The organism is Prochlorococcus marinus CUG1415 (genome assembly GCF_017696015.1).
Classification (GTDB): Bacteria; Cyanobacteriota; Cyanobacteriia; order PCC-6307; family Cyanobiaceae; genus Prochlorococcus_A; species Prochlorococcus_A marinus_AE.
In genome coordinates, this window is sequence record NZ_JAAORL010000002.1 from 430,144 (window position 1) to 447,099 (window position 16,956).

The following is a 16,956-nucleotide window of genomic DNA, read 5'->3' on the forward strand; positions in this document are numbered from 1 at the left end:
GGAAATTAAAATTAAAAGTTTTTTATGAGTATTTAATCTTCCTCATATTCAGAGGTTCCTAGTGATTCGTAAGTCGGCCTAGACGGAGTATTCCTTCTCGGATTTATATCTTGCATTAAATCCACCTCTTTTCCTTCATCTGTATATACCCCAATATCTAGTCCTAATGACTGTAATTCTCTCATAAGTACTTTGAATGACTCAGGAGTACCAGGCCTAGGGATTGGTTTACCTTTTACAATTGCATTTAGAGCTTCATTCCTTCCTTGCATATCATCAGATTTAACTGTTAAAAGTTCTTGCAGAGTATAGGCTGCTCCATAAGCTTCAAGAGCCCATACTTCCATTTCTCCAAGCCTTTGTCCACCTTGCTGAGCTTTACCACCCAATGGTTGCTGTGTCACTAAAGAGTATGGACCAGTAGATCTGGCATGAATTTTATCATCCACCAAATGTACTAACTTAAGGAAGTGAGAGTATCCAACGGCAACTGGCTGATCAAAGGGTTCCCCTGTTCTACCATCTTTGAGTAATAACTTTCCAGGATCATCAGGATTGTAAACCCATGATTTACCTGGCTGTTTTGAAGCCTCCTCTAAAAATGCCTGAACAGTCTGATGCGATTTTTCAGCACCGTACATTTCATCAAATGGGACAACTTTAACCCTGCAATTTAAGTTAGAAGCTGCCCAGCCCATCAATAATTCAAAAACTTGACCTACATTCATCCTACTTGGAACTCCAAGAGGATTAAGAACTATGTCTACAGGGGTTCCGTCAGGTAAATAAGGCATATCTTCTCTGGGTAAAATCCTGCTAATTATCCCTTTATTGCCATGCCTTCCAGCCATTTTGTCGCCTACTTGTATTTTCCTTCTCTGGGCCACATAAACTCTAACAACCATATTAGCTCCTGGAGGTAACTCATCACCTTGTTCTCTAGTGTAAATGCGAACATCTAAAACCCTTCCCTTTTCAGTCTTAGGAACCCTCAGTGAGTTGTCTCTAACATCTCGAGCCTTTTCACCAAAAATAGCTCTCAAAAGTTTTTCTTCAGGTGGTTGATCCGATTCCCCTTTTGGTGTAACTTTTCCTACAAGAATATCTCCACTCTCCACAAAAGCACCAGTCCTAATAATCCCCATTTCATCAAGATTATTCAAGCTGTCTTCAGAAATGTTAGGAATCTCTCTTGTGATTTCTTCAGGTCCTAACTTTGTTTGTCTTGCCTCAATTTCATATTTTTCAATATGTACTGATGTATATAAATCATCAGTCACCATCCTCTCGCTTACAAGGATTGCATCTTCATAGTTATAACCCTCCCATGGCATATATGCAATTAAGACATTCTGACCTAGTGCTATTTCCCCTCCTTCACATGCCGAACCATCTGCTAAAACTTGTCCAGATATAACTTGATCTCCAATTTTTACTATAGGTCTTTGGTTTAGGCAGGTATCTTGATTTGATCGTTGATATTTTTGAAGATAATGAAAATGTTCATTACCATCCTCATCTTTAACAACAATCTCATTAGCATCTACATAAGATATCGTTCCATTAACTTTTGTGATGGGAACCATCCCCGAATCTCTAGCAACTTGAGATTCTAAACCTGTTCCGACCAAAGGACGTTCTGGTCTAAGCAATGGAACGGCCTGACGTTGCATATTAGATCCCATCAAAGCTCTATTTGCATCATCATGTTCCAAGAAAGGAATTAGTGAAGTCGCAACTGAAATGACTTGAACGGGGGAAAGCTGAACAAAATCAACTTGATGAGGAGGTACTTTTTCAAAATCTTGTCTGTATCTAACTGGTATTAGATTTGCAAGTATATTCCCATCCTTGTCAGTTGCTACATCTCCTGGAGCAACCCTGCACTCATCTTCTAAATCAGCAGAAAGATAAACAGGATTACCTTCTTTATTAACTTTACCGTTTTTAACTTCCCAAAAAGGGGTTTCAATAAACCCGTACTCATTTACTCTTGCGTGGGTAGCTAAAGAGTTGATCAGTCCAGCATTAGGGCCTTCAGGAGTTTCTATAGGACATAATCTTCCATAATGTGAAGGATGAATATCTCTAACTGCAAAGCCTGCTCTTTCTCGTGTTAAACCTCCAGGACCTAAGGCTGAGATTCTTCTCTTATGTGTTAATTCAGCCAGAGGATTAGTTTGATCCATAAATTGACTTAATTGACTAGAACCAAAGAACTCCTTTATAGCCGCAACCAAAGGTTTAGGATTGACTAATTGAGCAGGAGTAAGAGAATCTGTTTCCCCAACAGTCATTCTTTCCTTAATAATTCTCTCTAAACGGTTAAGTCCAACCCTTACTTGGTTCTGAAGCAGTTCTCCTACAGATCTAACTCTTCGATTGCCAAGGTGGTCAATATCATCCAAGCTGGCACCACCAATATCTAACTCTAGGTTAATTAGATAATCTATTGTAGAGAGTACATCTTCATGGGTTAGTGTTCTGATTTCATCTGGTACGGTAAGCCTCAATTTTTTATTTATTTTATATCTTCCTACTCGGCCTAAATCGTATCTTTTAGGATCAAAAAATCTACTGTGTAATAGCTGTTGTCCACCAGAGACAGAGGGAGGTTCACCAGGACGTAGCTTTTTATAAAGCTCTAGTAAGGCCTGATCTTCTGAATTTATACCTTCGTCATTGGCAGAGTCAATTGAATTTTGATAAAACTCAGGATGCCTAAGTTTATCGATGACATCATTATCAGACATTCCCATCGCTCTCATGAGAACATGAGCATTAATTTTTCTAGTTTTATCAACTCTTACATAAAGTAAATTATTTTTATCAGTCTCGAATTTTAACCATGCACCTCTATTCGGGATAACGCTTGCGTTGTAAGTTCTTCGGCCATTTTTATCCTGTTCATCTTTGAAATATACTCCTGGACTTCGAACAATTTGATTAACAATTACTCTTTCCGCACCATTAATGATGAAAGTTCCTCTTTCAGTCATTAATGGCAATTCTCCGATAAATACTTCTTGTTCTTTAATTTCGCCTGTCTCTTTATTAATTAATCTGCAAGTTACATACATTTGAGAGGCAAATGTTGCATCTCTTCTTTTTGCTTCCTCAACATCATGCCTAGGTCTTTTTAACCTGTACTCTTCACCAATAAAATGCAATTCTAATTTACCTGTGTAATCAGAAATGGGAGAAAAGTTTTGTAATTCCTCTATTAAACCCTTTTCCAAAAACCATTTAAAGCTTGCTCTTTGTACTTCAACTAAATCTGGTAGATAAGTAGCTGTTTTTGCTACCTGTAAAGCGCTACTGCTCATCCAAGAAAACCTGAGATTATGTGAGATTTACTATTTACTTTAAATCTACTCAATATTTAGTTGTTTAACTCTTCTTTTTATTTAAAATCAAACATTAAATCTCGATTTCAAAAAAATCAATTTAACAAAAAACTAAAAAATTTAGCTTACTTAATAGCCGTAAAACCATTAAATAAGAAGGTTAAAACTAAAAAATTAAGAAAATTTCCAGTAATTCCTAATACTAGCAGCTGCTGTGTCAACTTATCAAGTCAAATTTAAACAAATCTTCAGCATTCTTAGATGATTCTTTGGCAATTGTCATGAGATCTTTAGATCTTAAATCTGCAATAAAATTTGCAACATTTTCAACAAATGCGGGCTCATTTCTTTTACCTCTGTGGGGAACAGGGGCTAAGAAGGGTGAATCAGTTTCAATTAAGTATTTATCATTTGGAACTATCTTGGCACACTCATGAATTTCATGTGCTTTTGGGAAAGTTACTATTCCACTAAAACTGATATAAAAACCAAGATCCAAGAATTGCATCATTTCTTTTTGGGTTCCTGTCCAACAATGAAGGACACCTTGTGGACATTTTCCTTTTTTCGAGAGATCATTACATATCTCGATCATTTCATTCGCAGCATCTCTACAATGGATAATTACAGGCAATTCAAGTTCATAAGCTAACTCCATTTGAGGAATAAGAGCATCAATTTGCTGAGTTTTATTGTCATTTTTAAAAAAATCCAAGCCTAATTCCCCAATAGCTACAACTCTTCTATCTTCTTGAGCTGATCTTCTTAAAACAGATTGGGAACTTAGTTCCCATTTTTCTGCTTCTAGCGGATGCAAACCAACTGAATAGTAAATTTCATTAAATTCATGGGATATTTTTCTCAACTTAGGAATTTCTGTTAATTCACAACAAGCATGAACTAATTTTTTTACACCTCTTGAACGCAATCTTAGAACAACATCTTCAAGATCTTTCTCAAAATTTTCAAATATCAAATGACAGTGTGAATCTATGAGTTCAATATCGCTCATAATTATGATCTGCCTTTTTACTTTGTAGTAAGAGTATTTTTTACAAAATTGTTAATTTTTGATTTTCTATTAGCCCCGTTATTCTTGTGAAGAACATTTTTTTTGACTGCTTTATCAATTAAACTAAAGGCTTTATTAAGACTTGTTATTACTAAGTTTTTATTATCCTCATTAGGGTCTTTTTTATATTTTTCACAATTATCTAGAGTTTTTTTAGTCAAAGTTCTTACTGTAGATTTATATGACTTATTAATTAAACGATTTCTTTCTGCAATTTGTATTCTCTTTTTTGCTGATTTGGTATTTGCCACAGAGGGTACATAAATATGAAGAGTAATATCATAACAAATAGATCGACTACTAATCAATCATATATAATTTTATATATAAGGTATTAATTAGGTCTCGAGCCTTTCAATTTGAAAAATTAAGAATATGAAGATAATAAATAATAAAAAAGTCGCTATACAAGAATTAAAAAGGATTTCTACTCGAACTAATTCAGAAAACAATAACAAGATCAATGCAATAGTTGAAGAAATTCTTCAAGATGTAAAAAAGTATGGAGATATAGCAGTAGAAAAATACACAAAAAAATTTGATGGTTTCGGCCCTAACCCTATGCAAGTTAGTGCAGATGACTTAAAAGATGCATGGGATGAAATTGATAGCAATTTAAAGCATTCACTTGAAGTGGCGCATAAAAGAATTAAAAAATTCCATGAGAAAGAAATACCAGAATCTTTCAGTATAAAAGGTGAACATGGTGATACAGTCCAAAGGAGATGGAGGCCAGTGAAAAATGCTGGTATATATATCCCCGGAGGTAGAGCTGCTTATCCAAGTACTGTATTAATGAATGCAATACCTGCAAAAGTAGCAGGAGTAGAAGAAATAATAATGGTATCTCCTGGGAATAAAGAGGGGAAAATAAACAAAACTGTTTTAGCTGCAGCTCACTTATCAGGGATCAAAAAAGTTTTTAGAATTGGAGGAGCTCAAGCAATTGGTGCTTTAGCATTTGGCACAAATCAAATCAACAAAGTTGATGTCATAACAGGTCCAGGTAATATCTATGTAACTACTGCTAAAAAACTAATATATGGCTCTACAGGAATTGATTCTTTAGCTGGACCAAGTGAAATATTAATCATTGCAGATGAAACAGCTCAAAGCACTCATATAGCATCTGATCTACTAGCACAAGCAGAACATGATCCTTTAGCTTCTTCAATACTTCTAACTACATCAAAGAACCAGGCAAATGAAGTTTTAGAGGAAGTTTATAAAAAAATAGATGATCATCCAAGAAAAGAAATTTGCATGCAATCAATAAAAAACTGGGGATTAATTGTTATTTGCGAGAATTATGAATTATGTATTGAACTAAGCAATAACTTTGCTCCAGAACACCTAGAAATTTTAGCTTTAGATTCAAAAAAGATTCTTGAAGGTATAGAGAATGCAGGAGCAATATTTATAGGTAAATGGACCCCGGAAGCTGTGGGAGATTATCTGGCCGGACCAAATCATACTTTACCTACATCAGGAAATTCTAGATTTAGTGGTTCTCTGGGAGTTGAAACTTTTATGAAAAACACTTCAATAATAGAATTTAATGAAGAAAGTTTAAAAATTAACAGTCTTGATATTATTAATCTTGCTAAAAGTGAAGGATTACATAGTCACGCTAACTCAGTACAAATAAGATTTGAAGATTAGCTAACTTTTGAGGGAGAGTAAACAACTGGAATACTGTTTTCAATTTTACCAACCAATACTTTGTCTGTCAGATCAACAAATAATCCGTTTTCTAATACGCCTGGAATATTATTAATACATTTTTCAATATCTTTTGGGTTCTTAATACCATCATTAAACAATACATCTAGGATTAGGTTGCCCTGGTCAGTAACAACTGGGCCAGCTTTTTTAGCAGCCATTCTTAAAGTAGAATTGCCATTCATTTCTGAAATCAATCCCTGAACTTGCTTCCACGCATTAGGAAGGACCTCTACAGGTAAAGGGAAAGATAAATTTAAGTTTTGAACAAGTTTAGTTTCGTCAACAACAATCAACAATTGATTAGCTTTAGATGCTACTAACTTTTCTCTAACATGGCATGCTCCTCCTCCTTTGATTAATTGAAATCCCGGATCAACTTCATCTGCCCCATCAATAGCCAAATCGATTTGCGAAACAGCAGCCAAATCGATAAGCGGGATATCGAGTTCGAGCGCTAAAACTTCTGATTGAAAGGAAGTTGCAACACCTCTGATATTATGCAGTTTCCCAGAACGAATTTCATTAGCTAGGCTTTTTATCATAAGCGCAGCTGTAGATCCAGAACCCAATCCCAGAATCATGTCACTCTTTACTTCCTTAATTGCTGCATCAGCAACTATCTGTTTCATTTGAGTTTGTGAATCCAAAATCTTTTTTTCTAAGTTTATAGATTATTAAATTTCAACATGGGATTTATGTCAAACTTGGGAGAGGTTCTGGTTTGATATTTATCTCTATCTCTTTATTATCTCTTAAAACATTTAAGAGTAATACTTTGCCTATCTGAGCTTTTTCTAATTCATTTAGCAAAGCTTTAGGTTCTTTTATAGAAATATTTTCAGTTGCTATTACTAAATCGCCTCTTCTTAACCCAGCTTTTTCAGCAGGACTATTAGGTATGACTGATTGAATTAGAGCTCCATTTCTTTCAGGAAGTTTGAAAAGTGAATTAGGATCTTGATTATGTTCTTTAGCAATTCTAGGATTCAAAGAAATCAATTGGACCCCTAAATATGGATGAATAACTTCCCCATTTTTAAGAAGCTGATCAGAAACACTTTTAGCTAAATTAATAGGAATCGCGAAACCTAGACCTGCTCCAGGACCACTTCTTACCAATGTATTGATTCCTATTACCTCACCATTTGAATTAATAAGTGGACCTCCAGAATTCCCTGGATTTATTGCAGCATCAGTCTGAATAAGATCAAGCCTTTTATCTGAAAACCCTAGACTATTAATGTCCCTATGTAGGCTACTTACAATACCTAAGGTAACTGTTTTTTCTAGACCATAGGGAGTACCAAGAGCTATTGCCCAATCTCCAACTTCAAGATCTTCAGAATTTCCAAGTGGAGCAAAGCTAGAGTAGTTAGAATCCTGAATTTTTACTAAAGCTAGATCAGTTACTACATCTGTTCCCAAAACGTGTCCATCGCAAATAGTGCCATCTGCCAAAGTTACTGAAACATCATCAACTCTTTCTACGACATGAGCATTTGTAAGAACCAACCCATTTTCATTAATTATTACTCCTGAACCTTGGCCCCTCTCTCTCTCAGGAGTATTTGCTTGCTCCCCAAGTAAATCCCTCAATAAAGGATCTAGTAAAGTGGGATCAAATTGTTGCCTTTCTACCAATCGCTCAGTATCAATTTTTACAACTGCAGGACCTACATTTTTTACTGCAGATGATACAAAATTGTGACCTTCAGAAGAAGTCAAAGCAAAAACTTCAGCTTTTTGAGAGAAATTAACGAAACAAAAACAAACAACAATTAAAATTTGGATTAAATTAATAAATTTAATCTTGAGAAGCTTCATATATTTAATAATTTTTTTCTTAAGTAAATCTAATTGAAGAAATATATTATTGTTGTTTTTTTGTTTACATCCATAAAATACAAATTTTTGAATGTTTTTTATAGAAAAAAATCTTTTATATGTGAAAATTATTTTAAATTAATTTATATCAATACAATTTGAAAAAAGAAAACAAAAGCAAACTAGAAAGTCTCTTAAAGAAAGTTGCCAATATATGGAATTTCGAAATCTGCAGTTTAGATATAAAGACTAATCAAAATCCAAATGTTATAGAAATCATTATAAAAAAAACTAATGGTGATGATATTTCACTTGATGATTGTGCACTATTTAATACCCCAGCATTTGAAGAAATAGAAAATTCAAATCTTTTAAATTGTTCATATGTGTTAGAAATTAGTAGTCAAGGGGTCAGTAATGAATTAACCTCAGAAAGAGACTTCAAAACTTTTAAAGGTTTTCCAGTTAATGTTGAATTAAACCAGAAGAATTCAAAAACAAAATTTCTGAATGGTTTACTTTATGAAAAGTCTAAAGATTATTTAGCCATTAACATAAAAGGTAAGATAAAAAAAATCCCTTTTGCTGAAGTATTAAAGATTAGTCTTAGCACATTAAAAGATTAATCATTTTCAACCATTATTCAATTACCCATCATAGATGGCATTAGTTATTCTCCCAGGTTTAAACAATCTTATTGAAGACATTAGTGAGGAAAAAAAGTTACCTCCTAATATCGTTGAACTAGCCTTGCGTGAAGCTTTATTAAAAGGATACGAAAAATATAGAAAAACTTTTTACATTGGAGTTAACGAAGACCCTTTTGATGAAGAATATTTTAGTAATTTTGATGTTGGCCTAGATCTTGATGAAGAAGGTTACAGGATATTATCTAGTAAAATAATTGTTGAAGAAGTTGAGAGCGAAGATCATCAAATATCTTTAATAGAAGTCAAACAAGTCGCTGATGATGCTCAAATAGGTGACACAGTTGTTTTAGACGTTACTCCAGAAAAAGAGGATTTTGGGCGAATGGCTGCTGCAACAACAAAGCAGGTTTTAGCCCAGAAATTAAGAGATCAACAGCGGAAAATGATCCAAGAAGAATTTGCAGATTTGGAGGATCCTGTTCTAACTGCAAGAGTTATAAGATTTGAAAGACAATCAGTCATAATGGGAGTTAGTTCGGGAATTGGCAGACCTGAAGTAGAGGCTGAACTTCCCAAGAGAGATCAATTACCAAATGATAACTATAGAGCAAATGCAACTTTCAAAGTATTTTTGAAAGAGGTTAGCGAAATAGCCAGAAAAGGGCCACAACTTTTTGTTAGTAGAGCAAATGCTGGTTTGGTGGTTTATTTATTTGAAAATGAAGTTCCAGAAATTCAAGAGGGTACTGTAAAAATTGTTGCTGTATCAAGAGAAGCCAACCCTCCTTCAAGAGCGGTTGGCCCAAGAACAAAAGTAGCTGTAGATAGTGTCGAACAAGAAGTTGACCCTGTAGGTGCTTGTATTGGAGCTAGGGGAGCAAGAATTCAGCAAGTAGTCAATGAATTAAGAGGTGAAAAGATTGATGTTATTAAATGGTCATCTGATCCAATACAGTATATTTTAAACTCTTTAAGTCCTGCAAAAGTTGATCTAGTAAGACTAGTTGACCCACAAGGTCAGCATGCCCACGTATTAGTTCCTCCTGATCAATTGAGTCTTGCGATTGGTAGAGAAGGTCAAAATGTCAGACTTGCAGCAAGATTAACAGGTTGGAAGATAGATGTTAAAAACTCACATGAATACGATAAGGAAGCTGAAGATGCAGCAGTTTCTGAATTAATCATTCAAAGAGAAGAAGAAGAGAATCTCCAGCGAGAAGCTGAGCTAAGATTAGAAGCAGAACAAGCTGAGCGAGCTGCAGAAGATGCAAGATTAAGAGAGCTTTATCCGCTTCCTGAAGATGATCAAGAATATGGAGAAGAACAATACGAAGTAGAATCCATTTCAAATAATGATCAATTAGAGACTACTCAAGATAATGAAATATCCGCTTCAGAGGAGAGAAAGCGGTGATAAAACAAACCCCTGTTTTGCGTAGATGTATTTCATGTAGAAAAACATATGACAGGAAAAATCTTTTAAAGATTACCAAAGATCATAAGCAAGGCATTATTCTTCAACAAGGAATTGGGCGTTCAGCTTACATTTGCAAATCAAAAGAATGTTATTCAGATTCAAAGATCAAAAAAAAGCTTCAAAAAGCTTTAAAAACATTTTTAGAACCTGAATTTATTGATATTTTTGAAAAAGAAATTGCAAGCTATAATAACTATCCCAATTAGGGAATATAATTAAAATAGATTCTCTTAAAACAAAGAGTAAAAATCAGATTAAATGACTATCCGCGATAAAATCAGAATTTACGAACTGTCCAGAGACTTAAATCTGGATAATAAAGACATATTGGATGCTGCTCAAAAACTTTCAATTTCGGTAAAGAGTCATAGTAGTTCCATTACTGCAGAGGATGCAAAAAAAATTAAAAATCTTATTAATAAAAAAACTTCAGATAAACAAATACTTTCCATTAATAAACCTTCAATTAAAAAAGAAACTCACAAACAAAACAAAAAAGATAAATCTCCTGTCATCTCTTCTACACAAGGAAAAAACCTTAAAGACAATTTAAACAAAAATCCATTATTGATAAAACCTCTAAATAAGCCTGATAGTCCAAAAATAATTTCAAATCAACCTAAAAATCTCAACAAACCAACTATTGTTAAAGGTTCACAATCTCAATCAAATCTTCCAAATCAGAATTTAAATATTCAACCTTCACAGAATTTGAACCAAGATCAAAAAACTTTACGCAATAAAACTATCCCCCCTATCAAAAGTCCCGCAAAACGACCTATTCAACTTATTGAAAAGCCTAAAAACTTTACTAATAATGCCAAATCTAATGAATCTCCCAAGAATATCAACAACTCAGCAGACAAAAGACAAATATTAAACAAATCTGATCAAAATACGAACAACCAGAAAACAAAAAATTTTAACAATCGAAAAAATACTCCTGAGCTAGTAGGGGCTCCCATCAGAAGAGAAGATACGAAAATAAATCCAAATCAGAAAAATACTAACAATAAGCAAAACATTTCTTATAAACAAACTAATCCAAACAGATCTGGCGGGCCCAAAAGACCTAGCATGCCCAATAGACCTGGGATAGGCAATAGACCTGGGATACCCAATAGACCTGGGATACCCAATAGGTCTGACATGCCCAACAGGTCTCTTACTCCTAACAAACCTGGCATACCTAATAGGCCTGGATTAAGAAACAAATCATCAGATCAAGGCAGACCTAGTTCGTTTAATAGGCAAGGCAATCCCAATAGAGCTGGAAGTCCTAGTGGGAATTTCAGACAAGGGGGGGGCTTTAATCAAGGTAATTTTAAAAGGCCTGGTTCTAAATTCGATGGCCAAAAGCCCTCTGGAATAAGAAAACCAGTATCACCTAATGAACTTTTGCAACTTCAAAAAACCAATAAGTCTGCAAAAGATCAAAAAGGTATAAATAAGACGGAAAAACAAACTCTTGAGTCGCCTAAGCAGAAGGTTAAAGCTCCAAATAGTCGTCCAAATACTCCCCCGAATTCCAAAAAAACACCTCATAGAAATTTTACAAATAGTTCCAAAAAGACAGGGAGGACAGATTGGGATGATAACGCAAAATTAGAAGCATTAAGAAATAAACATCCGCAGAAACAAAGACAAAAAGTTCATATTATCGGTGAGAATGATGACTCATTAACATCTGAAACCAGTGGATACTCTGGTGAGAAAATTTCAATTTTATCAGCTAGTTTGGCACGACCAAAAAAAGAAAAGTCTGATGAGACTAAATCTCAAAAATCCATAAAACAATTAAAGAAGAAGAAAAAAGAGACCACAAGACAAAGGCAGAAAAGAAGAGCGATGGAATTAAAGGCTGCTAAAGAAGCCAAACAAGTAAGACCTGAAATGATAATAGTTCCAGAAGATAATTTAACAGTTCAAGAATTGGCTGATAAATTAAGTCTTGAAAGTTCTGAAATAATCAAATCTCTTTTCTTTAAAGGAATAAATGCAACTGTAACTCAATCACTTGACTTGACAACTATCGAAACAGTAGCAGAAGAATTTGGAGTACCTGTTTTGCAAGACGATATACAAGAAGCTGCAGAAAAAACAGTAGATATGATTGAATCTGATGATTTTGATAGTCTTATAAAAAGACCACCTGTTATTACAGTGATGGGTCATGTAGATCATGGCAAAACAAGTCTTTTAGATTCCATCAGAGAATCAAGAGTAGCTTCGGGAGAAGCAGGCGGTATAACTCAACATATAGGAGCTTATCAAGTTGAATTTGAACATGAATCTCAAAAGAAAAAATTAACTTTTCTAGATACCCCTGGCCATGAGGCCTTTACTGCAATGAGAGCAAGAGGTACAAAAGTCACTGATGTAGCTGTTCTTGTAGTAGCCGCAGATGATGGTTGCAGACCTCAAACACTTGAAGCCATAAGTCATGCAAGAGCTGCAAAAGTACCAATTGTAGTAGCAATAAATAAAATTGATAAAGAAGGGGCATCTCCAGACAAAGTCAAGCAGGAACTATCAGAAAAAGATTTAATCGCTGAAGATTGGGGAGGAGATACTGTGATGGTTCCAGTCAGTGCTATCAAAAAACAAAATATTGATAAATTGCTCGAAATGATTTTGTTAGTTTCAGAAGTTGAAGACCTACAAGCTAACCCTAACAGATCAGCTAAAGGTACCGTAATTGAAGCCCATCTAGATAAAGCTAAAGGTCCTGTAGCTACTTTGTTAGTACAAAATGGTACCTTGAAATCTGGGGATGTTTTAGCTGCAGGCTCAGTCCTTGGAAAAATCAGAGCAATGGTTGATGAACATGGCAATAGAATCAAAGAAGCAGGGCCATCATTCCCCGTGGAAGCATTAGGATTCAGTGAAGTACCAACAGCGGGTGATGAATTTGAGGTCTACTCTGATGAGAAAACTGCACGAGCAATTGTCGGAGATAGAGCAACAGATGCGAGGGCTACAAAATTAGCTCAGCAAATGGCCTCTAGAAGAGTAAGCTTATCATCCTTATCAACTCAAGCAAATGATGGAGAATTAAAAGAATTAAACTTAATTCTTAAAGCTGATGTTCAAGGTAGTGTTGAAGCGATATTGGGATCGCTAGAACAATTACCAAAAAATGAGGTTCAAGTCAGAGTTCTACTCTCAGCTCCAGGAGAAATAACTGAGACCGATATAGATCTAGCAGCTGCATCAGGGTCAGTAATCATTGGGTTTAACACCTCATTAGCCTCTGGAGCAAAAAGAGCAGCTGATGCGAATGAGGTTGATATAAGAGAATATGAAGTCATCTATAAACTTTTAGAAGATATTCAGTTAGCAATGGAAGGTCTACTTGAACCCGATCTTGTCGAAGAATCATTAGGTCAAGCCGAAGTTAGAGCAACTTTCTCAGTTGGTAAAGGAGCTATAGCAGGGTGTTATATACAAACTGGTAAATTACAACGGAATTGCTCTCTTAGAGTTATTAGATTAGATAAAGTAATTTTTGAGGGTAATTTAGATTCTCTAAAAAGGTCTAAAGATGATGTCAAAGAAGTAAATACAGGATTTGAATGTGGAGTTGGCTGCGACAAATTCTCTTCGTGGATTGAAGGAGACATAATTGAAGCATTCAAATTTGTTACTAAAAAGAGAACATTAACTAAATAACTGAATATTTAAATTGTTAATCTTTATTCCTATCAAAAAATAATAAAGTAGGGAATAGTATACAAGCACCCAATTGTATTAAAAGGTTATTTGTATTTAATTCACTTCCACTGGCAATTTTGGAAAGCATGATTAAAAGACCCAATAATGCCGAACCACTAAAAGCTATCCATAATATTCTCCTTAATCCCTTGAAAGGGGCCTGTGTTTCCTTTAATAACTTCTTTTTTAATTCAGGATCTATTTTTGACATAAATGCTTTCAATTATAAACTTAAGTTTATATGAAAATATTAATATTTTAATGTTGCCGATATAGCTCAGCGGTAGAGCAACTGTCTCGTAAACAGTAGGTCATTGGTTCAATTCCAATTATCGGCATTTATAAAGCAAATTTTAAACAAAAATGATTAATAGAATTTTAAAATTTAAAAATCTGTATAAACTATTAATTTTTATTCCTCTCATATTTTATTTTGGCAAAAGAAGTTACATTGCTTTTGATGAAGGATTTTATGCCCTACAAGCTAGGTGGATATTGGATAAAGGTAATTGGTCAATTCCTCTTTGGTGGGATGGATATTTTTTAGATAGAACAATAGGATTACAGTTTTTAATTGCAAAGTCACAAGAAATTTTTGGAAGAAATATGTTTGCCGCATATCTACCCACAACAGCTGCTGCAATATTGATGCTATTCACAACTTACAAAATGCATGAAGAATTTTTCAATAAAACATATGCAATTATATCTCCATTAATACTTGCCACTACTTATCTGTGGTTTGACTACTCACACTTAGCCACCCAAGATATTATTTATTCGTGTTTAGTTACTATTGGAATATTTTCTTTGGTCAAAATAAAAAGTAAAGATAATAAATTGTATATTCTGCTTTTTGGTATTTGGATTGGTTTGTCTTTTATGATGAAGACTTTTCTAGTATTTGTACCTTTATTATCACTACTACCATATTTATTTATAAAAAAAAATATTTTATTCAGTAAATTCTTTTGGCTTGGACTACTCATTGGATTTATTCCGTATTTATTTTGGGCATTATCTATTAACCCTTATTTAGAGAAAAATATTATTTTTTACTTAGTGGAAAAGTTTAACATTCTCTCTAATAAAAATAACTTTACAAATCCTTTCTATTATTATTTGTGGAATATTCCGGTCACATATCTTCCATGGAGTATTTTTGCCATTATTGGCATGTCATACAATTTTCATGAAAGTAAAGAGAATAAATATATACTTGTTTTTTTCCCCTTAACGTTAATTGCGATTCTAAGTATTTTTTCTACTAAAACGCCCTACTATACTCTACAAATCTCATCTATTTTTTCACTAAATACTTATGTGGGGATAAAATATTTATTTAATTATCAAAGATATAAACTAATTTTTGTTTTTATAACTTCAAAAATAATTCCATTATTTATATTCTGTCTGACTTTTACATATTATTTTTTCTTTAAAAACATAACCAACTTTAACTCTAAAGAAAACACATTTCTGATTCTTGGATTATTATTCTTTGGCCTATCTTGGTCATTTATAAAACATAAAAACTCATTCACAGAAATATTAATAGCACTTATAATTGGACCTTACTTACTAACTTCATTTGTTTTGCAATCAGGATTATTCACTGATAGATCAAGGGAACTAAGAGAACAAATGGAATACATATCATCTATTGATATCGTAAAAAATCAAAAGATAAATGTGATCAAAAGTGGAATAAACAATTCTATATCTCAATCGAAAATCATAAGAATTTCGTTATTAACTCCTAAACTAGGCGAACGTTTGGAGGGTATTGATCAGTTAAAGAAATCAGAATTGGCATGGTCAACTGAATTTAGGGAAATAAAAAACAATAATTATGTTTATGAAGTTATATACGAAAACGATATTTTAAAGCCATGGAAATTAATAATAAAAAAGTAAATTATCCATTTATACTAAAATGTCGATAGCAAACGTATAAAATAATGAAATCAGTTAATACTTGGAATTTAACGAATAATAAACTTCATCAATTATTCAAAGACAATAATGAATTTATTGCAATTACAGTCAGGGGTAATACTTGGGAGCCAATAACAAGATGGCTAAAATTCGATTCAAGAGTTTTTAGAGAAACCACCAGCAAAGCAAGAATAACCTTATGCGATATTGAGTCTCTGGCAGAAATTTACAATTATAGATCTATTAGATGGAAAGCTAAAAAATTAACACCTTTGCCAACTAAACTAATTCCAAGATCTTTAAAAAATATTTTTCGCAAACTACCTATAATAAAACAACTTGCATACGAACTAGAAATATTTTTTTATAAATATAATGCAAATACTTCGGATCATTTAATATCAATAGTCATTCCTGCGAGAAATGAGGAAGGTAATAAAAAACTTTTAATAAATGCACTAAATAAATTCAAAAAAATACCCAATAACTTAGAAATTATATTTGTTGAAGGTAATAGCAGTGATAATACATATAAAATTTTGCAAGAATTAAAAGAAAGTTTCTCAGATTTCTTCAAGATATCTCTTTTGAAACAAACTTATAAAGGAAAGAAAAATGCAGTCGTAGAGGGATTTAATATTTCTAAAGGTCAAACCCTTGCCATAATTGATAGTGATTTCACTGTAGATATTGATGACAGTATTGCAGCAATAATGGAATCAACTAAAAATGAAAATATACTAATTAATTGTGCCCGCACAACTTTCCCAATGGAAAAAGATGCAATGAGATGGGCCAATTACATCGGAAATAGACTCTTCGCAATATTTTTATCAATTCTCATTAATAAGCCAGTTTCAGATTCACTTTGTGGAACAAAAGTTTTTTCAAGAAAATTCTTTAGACTTATGAAGCAAAATGGGAGTTGGGATTCCAAGTCTGACCCATTTGGAGACTTCACAATAATATTCGAAGCAGCAAATAATAATATTAAAATACTTAATTATCCTGTTAGATATTACGCTAGACAATCTGGAGCACCAAATATATCTAGATGGATTGATGGATTAAAACTTCTGAAAGTCTGCTGGATTTATATGATTTCTGATATTTAAATTTATATAAATTTTCAGTAGTATTTTCTAAAGATTTTTAATTTCGCCAAATTAGTAATAAAGTAGTTAGATTCTTAATGAAAATAAATTCATT

Annotated in this window: 13 protein-coding genes and 1 tRNA gene; 8 read left to right on the top strand and 6 right to left on the bottom strand. The window is 33.4% G+C overall.

The window, feature by feature from the left end; genetic code table 11:
* Positions 1 to 32: 32 nt before the first annotated feature.
* The 3 genes from rpoB to rpsT all read right to left on the bottom strand — a co-directional run bounded on the left by rpoB (position 33) and on the right by rpsT (position 4,670).
* Positions 33 to 3,326: a DNA-directed RNA polymerase subunit beta gene (rpoB, locus tag HA143_RS08495; RefSeq protein ID WP_209086096.1), complete on the bottom strand. Its 3,294-nt coding sequence runs from the start codon at positions 3,324 to 3,326 to the stop codon at positions 33 to 35.
* Between the two features lie 238 nt (positions 3,327 to 3,564).
* Positions 3,565 to 4,359 (bottom strand): TatD family hydrolase, encoded by a 795-nt coding sequence (locus HA143_RS08500; RefSeq protein ID WP_209086098.1) that lies wholly within the window; start codon positions 4,357 to 4,359, stop codon positions 3,565 to 3,567.
* 17 nt (positions 4,360 to 4,376) lie between these two features.
* Positions 4,377 to 4,670 carry a 30S ribosomal protein S20 gene (gene rpsT, locus HA143_RS08505; protein WP_209086637.1) on the bottom strand — a complete coding sequence of 98 codons (294 nt, stop codon included), beginning with the start codon at positions 4,668 to 4,670 and terminating at the stop codon, positions 4,377 to 4,379.
* A gap of 124 nt (positions 4,671 to 4,794) precedes the next feature.
* Between rpsT and hisD the strand changes: the two genes are divergently transcribed.
* A complete protein-coding gene (gene hisD, locus HA143_RS08510; protein WP_209086100.1) occupies positions 4,795 to 6,081 on the top strand; it encodes a histidinol dehydrogenase in 1,287 nt (428 codons plus the stop codon).
* On the opposite strand, the gene rpiA is transcribed toward hisD, so the two are convergent.
* Together rpiA and HA143_RS08520 are read right to left on the bottom strand one after the other, a co-directional pair.
* A complete protein-coding gene (rpiA, locus tag HA143_RS08515) occupies positions 6,078 to 6,773 on the bottom strand; it encodes a ribose-5-phosphate isomerase RpiA (protein WP_209086638.1) in 696 nt (231 codons plus the stop codon). The genes hisD and rpiA overlap by 4 nt on opposite strands.
* Before the next feature lie 64 nt (positions 6,774 to 6,837).
* Positions 6,838 to 7,968: a trypsin-like peptidase domain-containing protein gene (locus HA143_RS08520; protein WP_209086103.1), complete on the bottom strand. Its 1,131-nt coding sequence runs from the start codon at positions 7,966 to 7,968 to the stop codon at positions 6,838 to 6,840.
* A gap of 158 nt (positions 7,969 to 8,126) precedes the next feature.
* Here HA143_RS08520 and rimP point away from each other — a divergent pair, with 158 nt between their 5' ends.
* The 4 genes from rimP to infB are packed head-to-tail and all read left to right on the top strand — an operon-like array spanning position 8,127 to position 13,767.
* Entirely contained in the window at positions 8,127 to 8,594 is a 468-nt protein-coding gene (rimP, locus tag HA143_RS08525; RefSeq protein WP_209086106.1) for a ribosome maturation factor RimP, read from the top strand.
* A 34-nt stretch (positions 8,595 to 8,628) separates the two neighbouring features.
* Positions 8,629 to 10,032 carry a transcription termination factor NusA gene (nusA, locus tag HA143_RS08530; RefSeq protein ID WP_209086112.1) on the top strand — a complete coding sequence of 468 codons (1,404 nt, stop codon included), beginning with the start codon at positions 8,629 to 8,631 and terminating at the stop codon, positions 10,030 to 10,032.
* Entirely contained in the window at positions 10,029 to 10,301 is a 273-nt protein-coding gene (locus HA143_RS08535; RefSeq protein ID WP_209086114.1) for a YlxR family protein, read from the top strand. Before nusA ends, HA143_RS08535 begins: the two co-directional genes overlap by 4 nt.
* A 52-nt stretch (positions 10,302 to 10,353) precedes the next feature.
* The gene (gene infB / locus HA143_RS08540) at positions 10,354 to 13,767 is read left to right on the top strand and encodes a translation initiation factor IF-2 (RefSeq protein ID WP_209086116.1); all 3,414 of its coding nucleotides are present in this window, start codon (positions 10,354 to 10,356) and stop codon (positions 13,765 to 13,767) included.
* 16 nt (positions 13,768 to 13,783) lie between these two features.
* On the opposite strand, the gene HA143_RS08545 is transcribed toward infB, so the two are convergent.
* The gene (locus HA143_RS08545; protein WP_209086117.1) at positions 13,784 to 14,020 is read right to left on the bottom strand and encodes a DUF3493 domain-containing protein; all 237 of its coding nucleotides are present in this window, start codon (positions 14,018 to 14,020) and stop codon (positions 13,784 to 13,786) included.
* A 55-nt stretch (positions 14,021 to 14,075) separates the two neighbouring features.
* Here HA143_RS08545 and HA143_RS08550 point away from each other — a divergent pair.
* The 3 genes from HA143_RS08550 (at position 14,076) to HA143_RS08560 (ending at position 16,862) form a co-directional block, all read left to right on the top strand.
* Positions 14,076 to 14,147, top strand: a tRNA-Thr gene (locus HA143_RS08550).
* A gap of 25 nt (positions 14,148 to 14,172) precedes the next feature.
* Positions 14,173 to 15,726: an ArnT family glycosyltransferase gene (locus tag HA143_RS08555; protein ID WP_209086119.1), complete on the top strand. Its 1,554-nt coding sequence runs from the start codon at positions 14,173 to 14,175 to the stop codon at positions 15,724 to 15,726.
* Positions 15,727 to 15,770: 44 nt separating this feature from the next.
* Complete coding sequence (locus HA143_RS08560; RefSeq protein WP_209086121.1) at positions 15,771 to 16,862, top strand: glycosyltransferase family 2 protein; 1,092 nt, start codon at positions 15,771 to 15,773, stop codon at positions 16,860 to 16,862.
* The last annotated feature ends 94 nt before the right edge of the window (positions 16,863 to 16,956 follow it).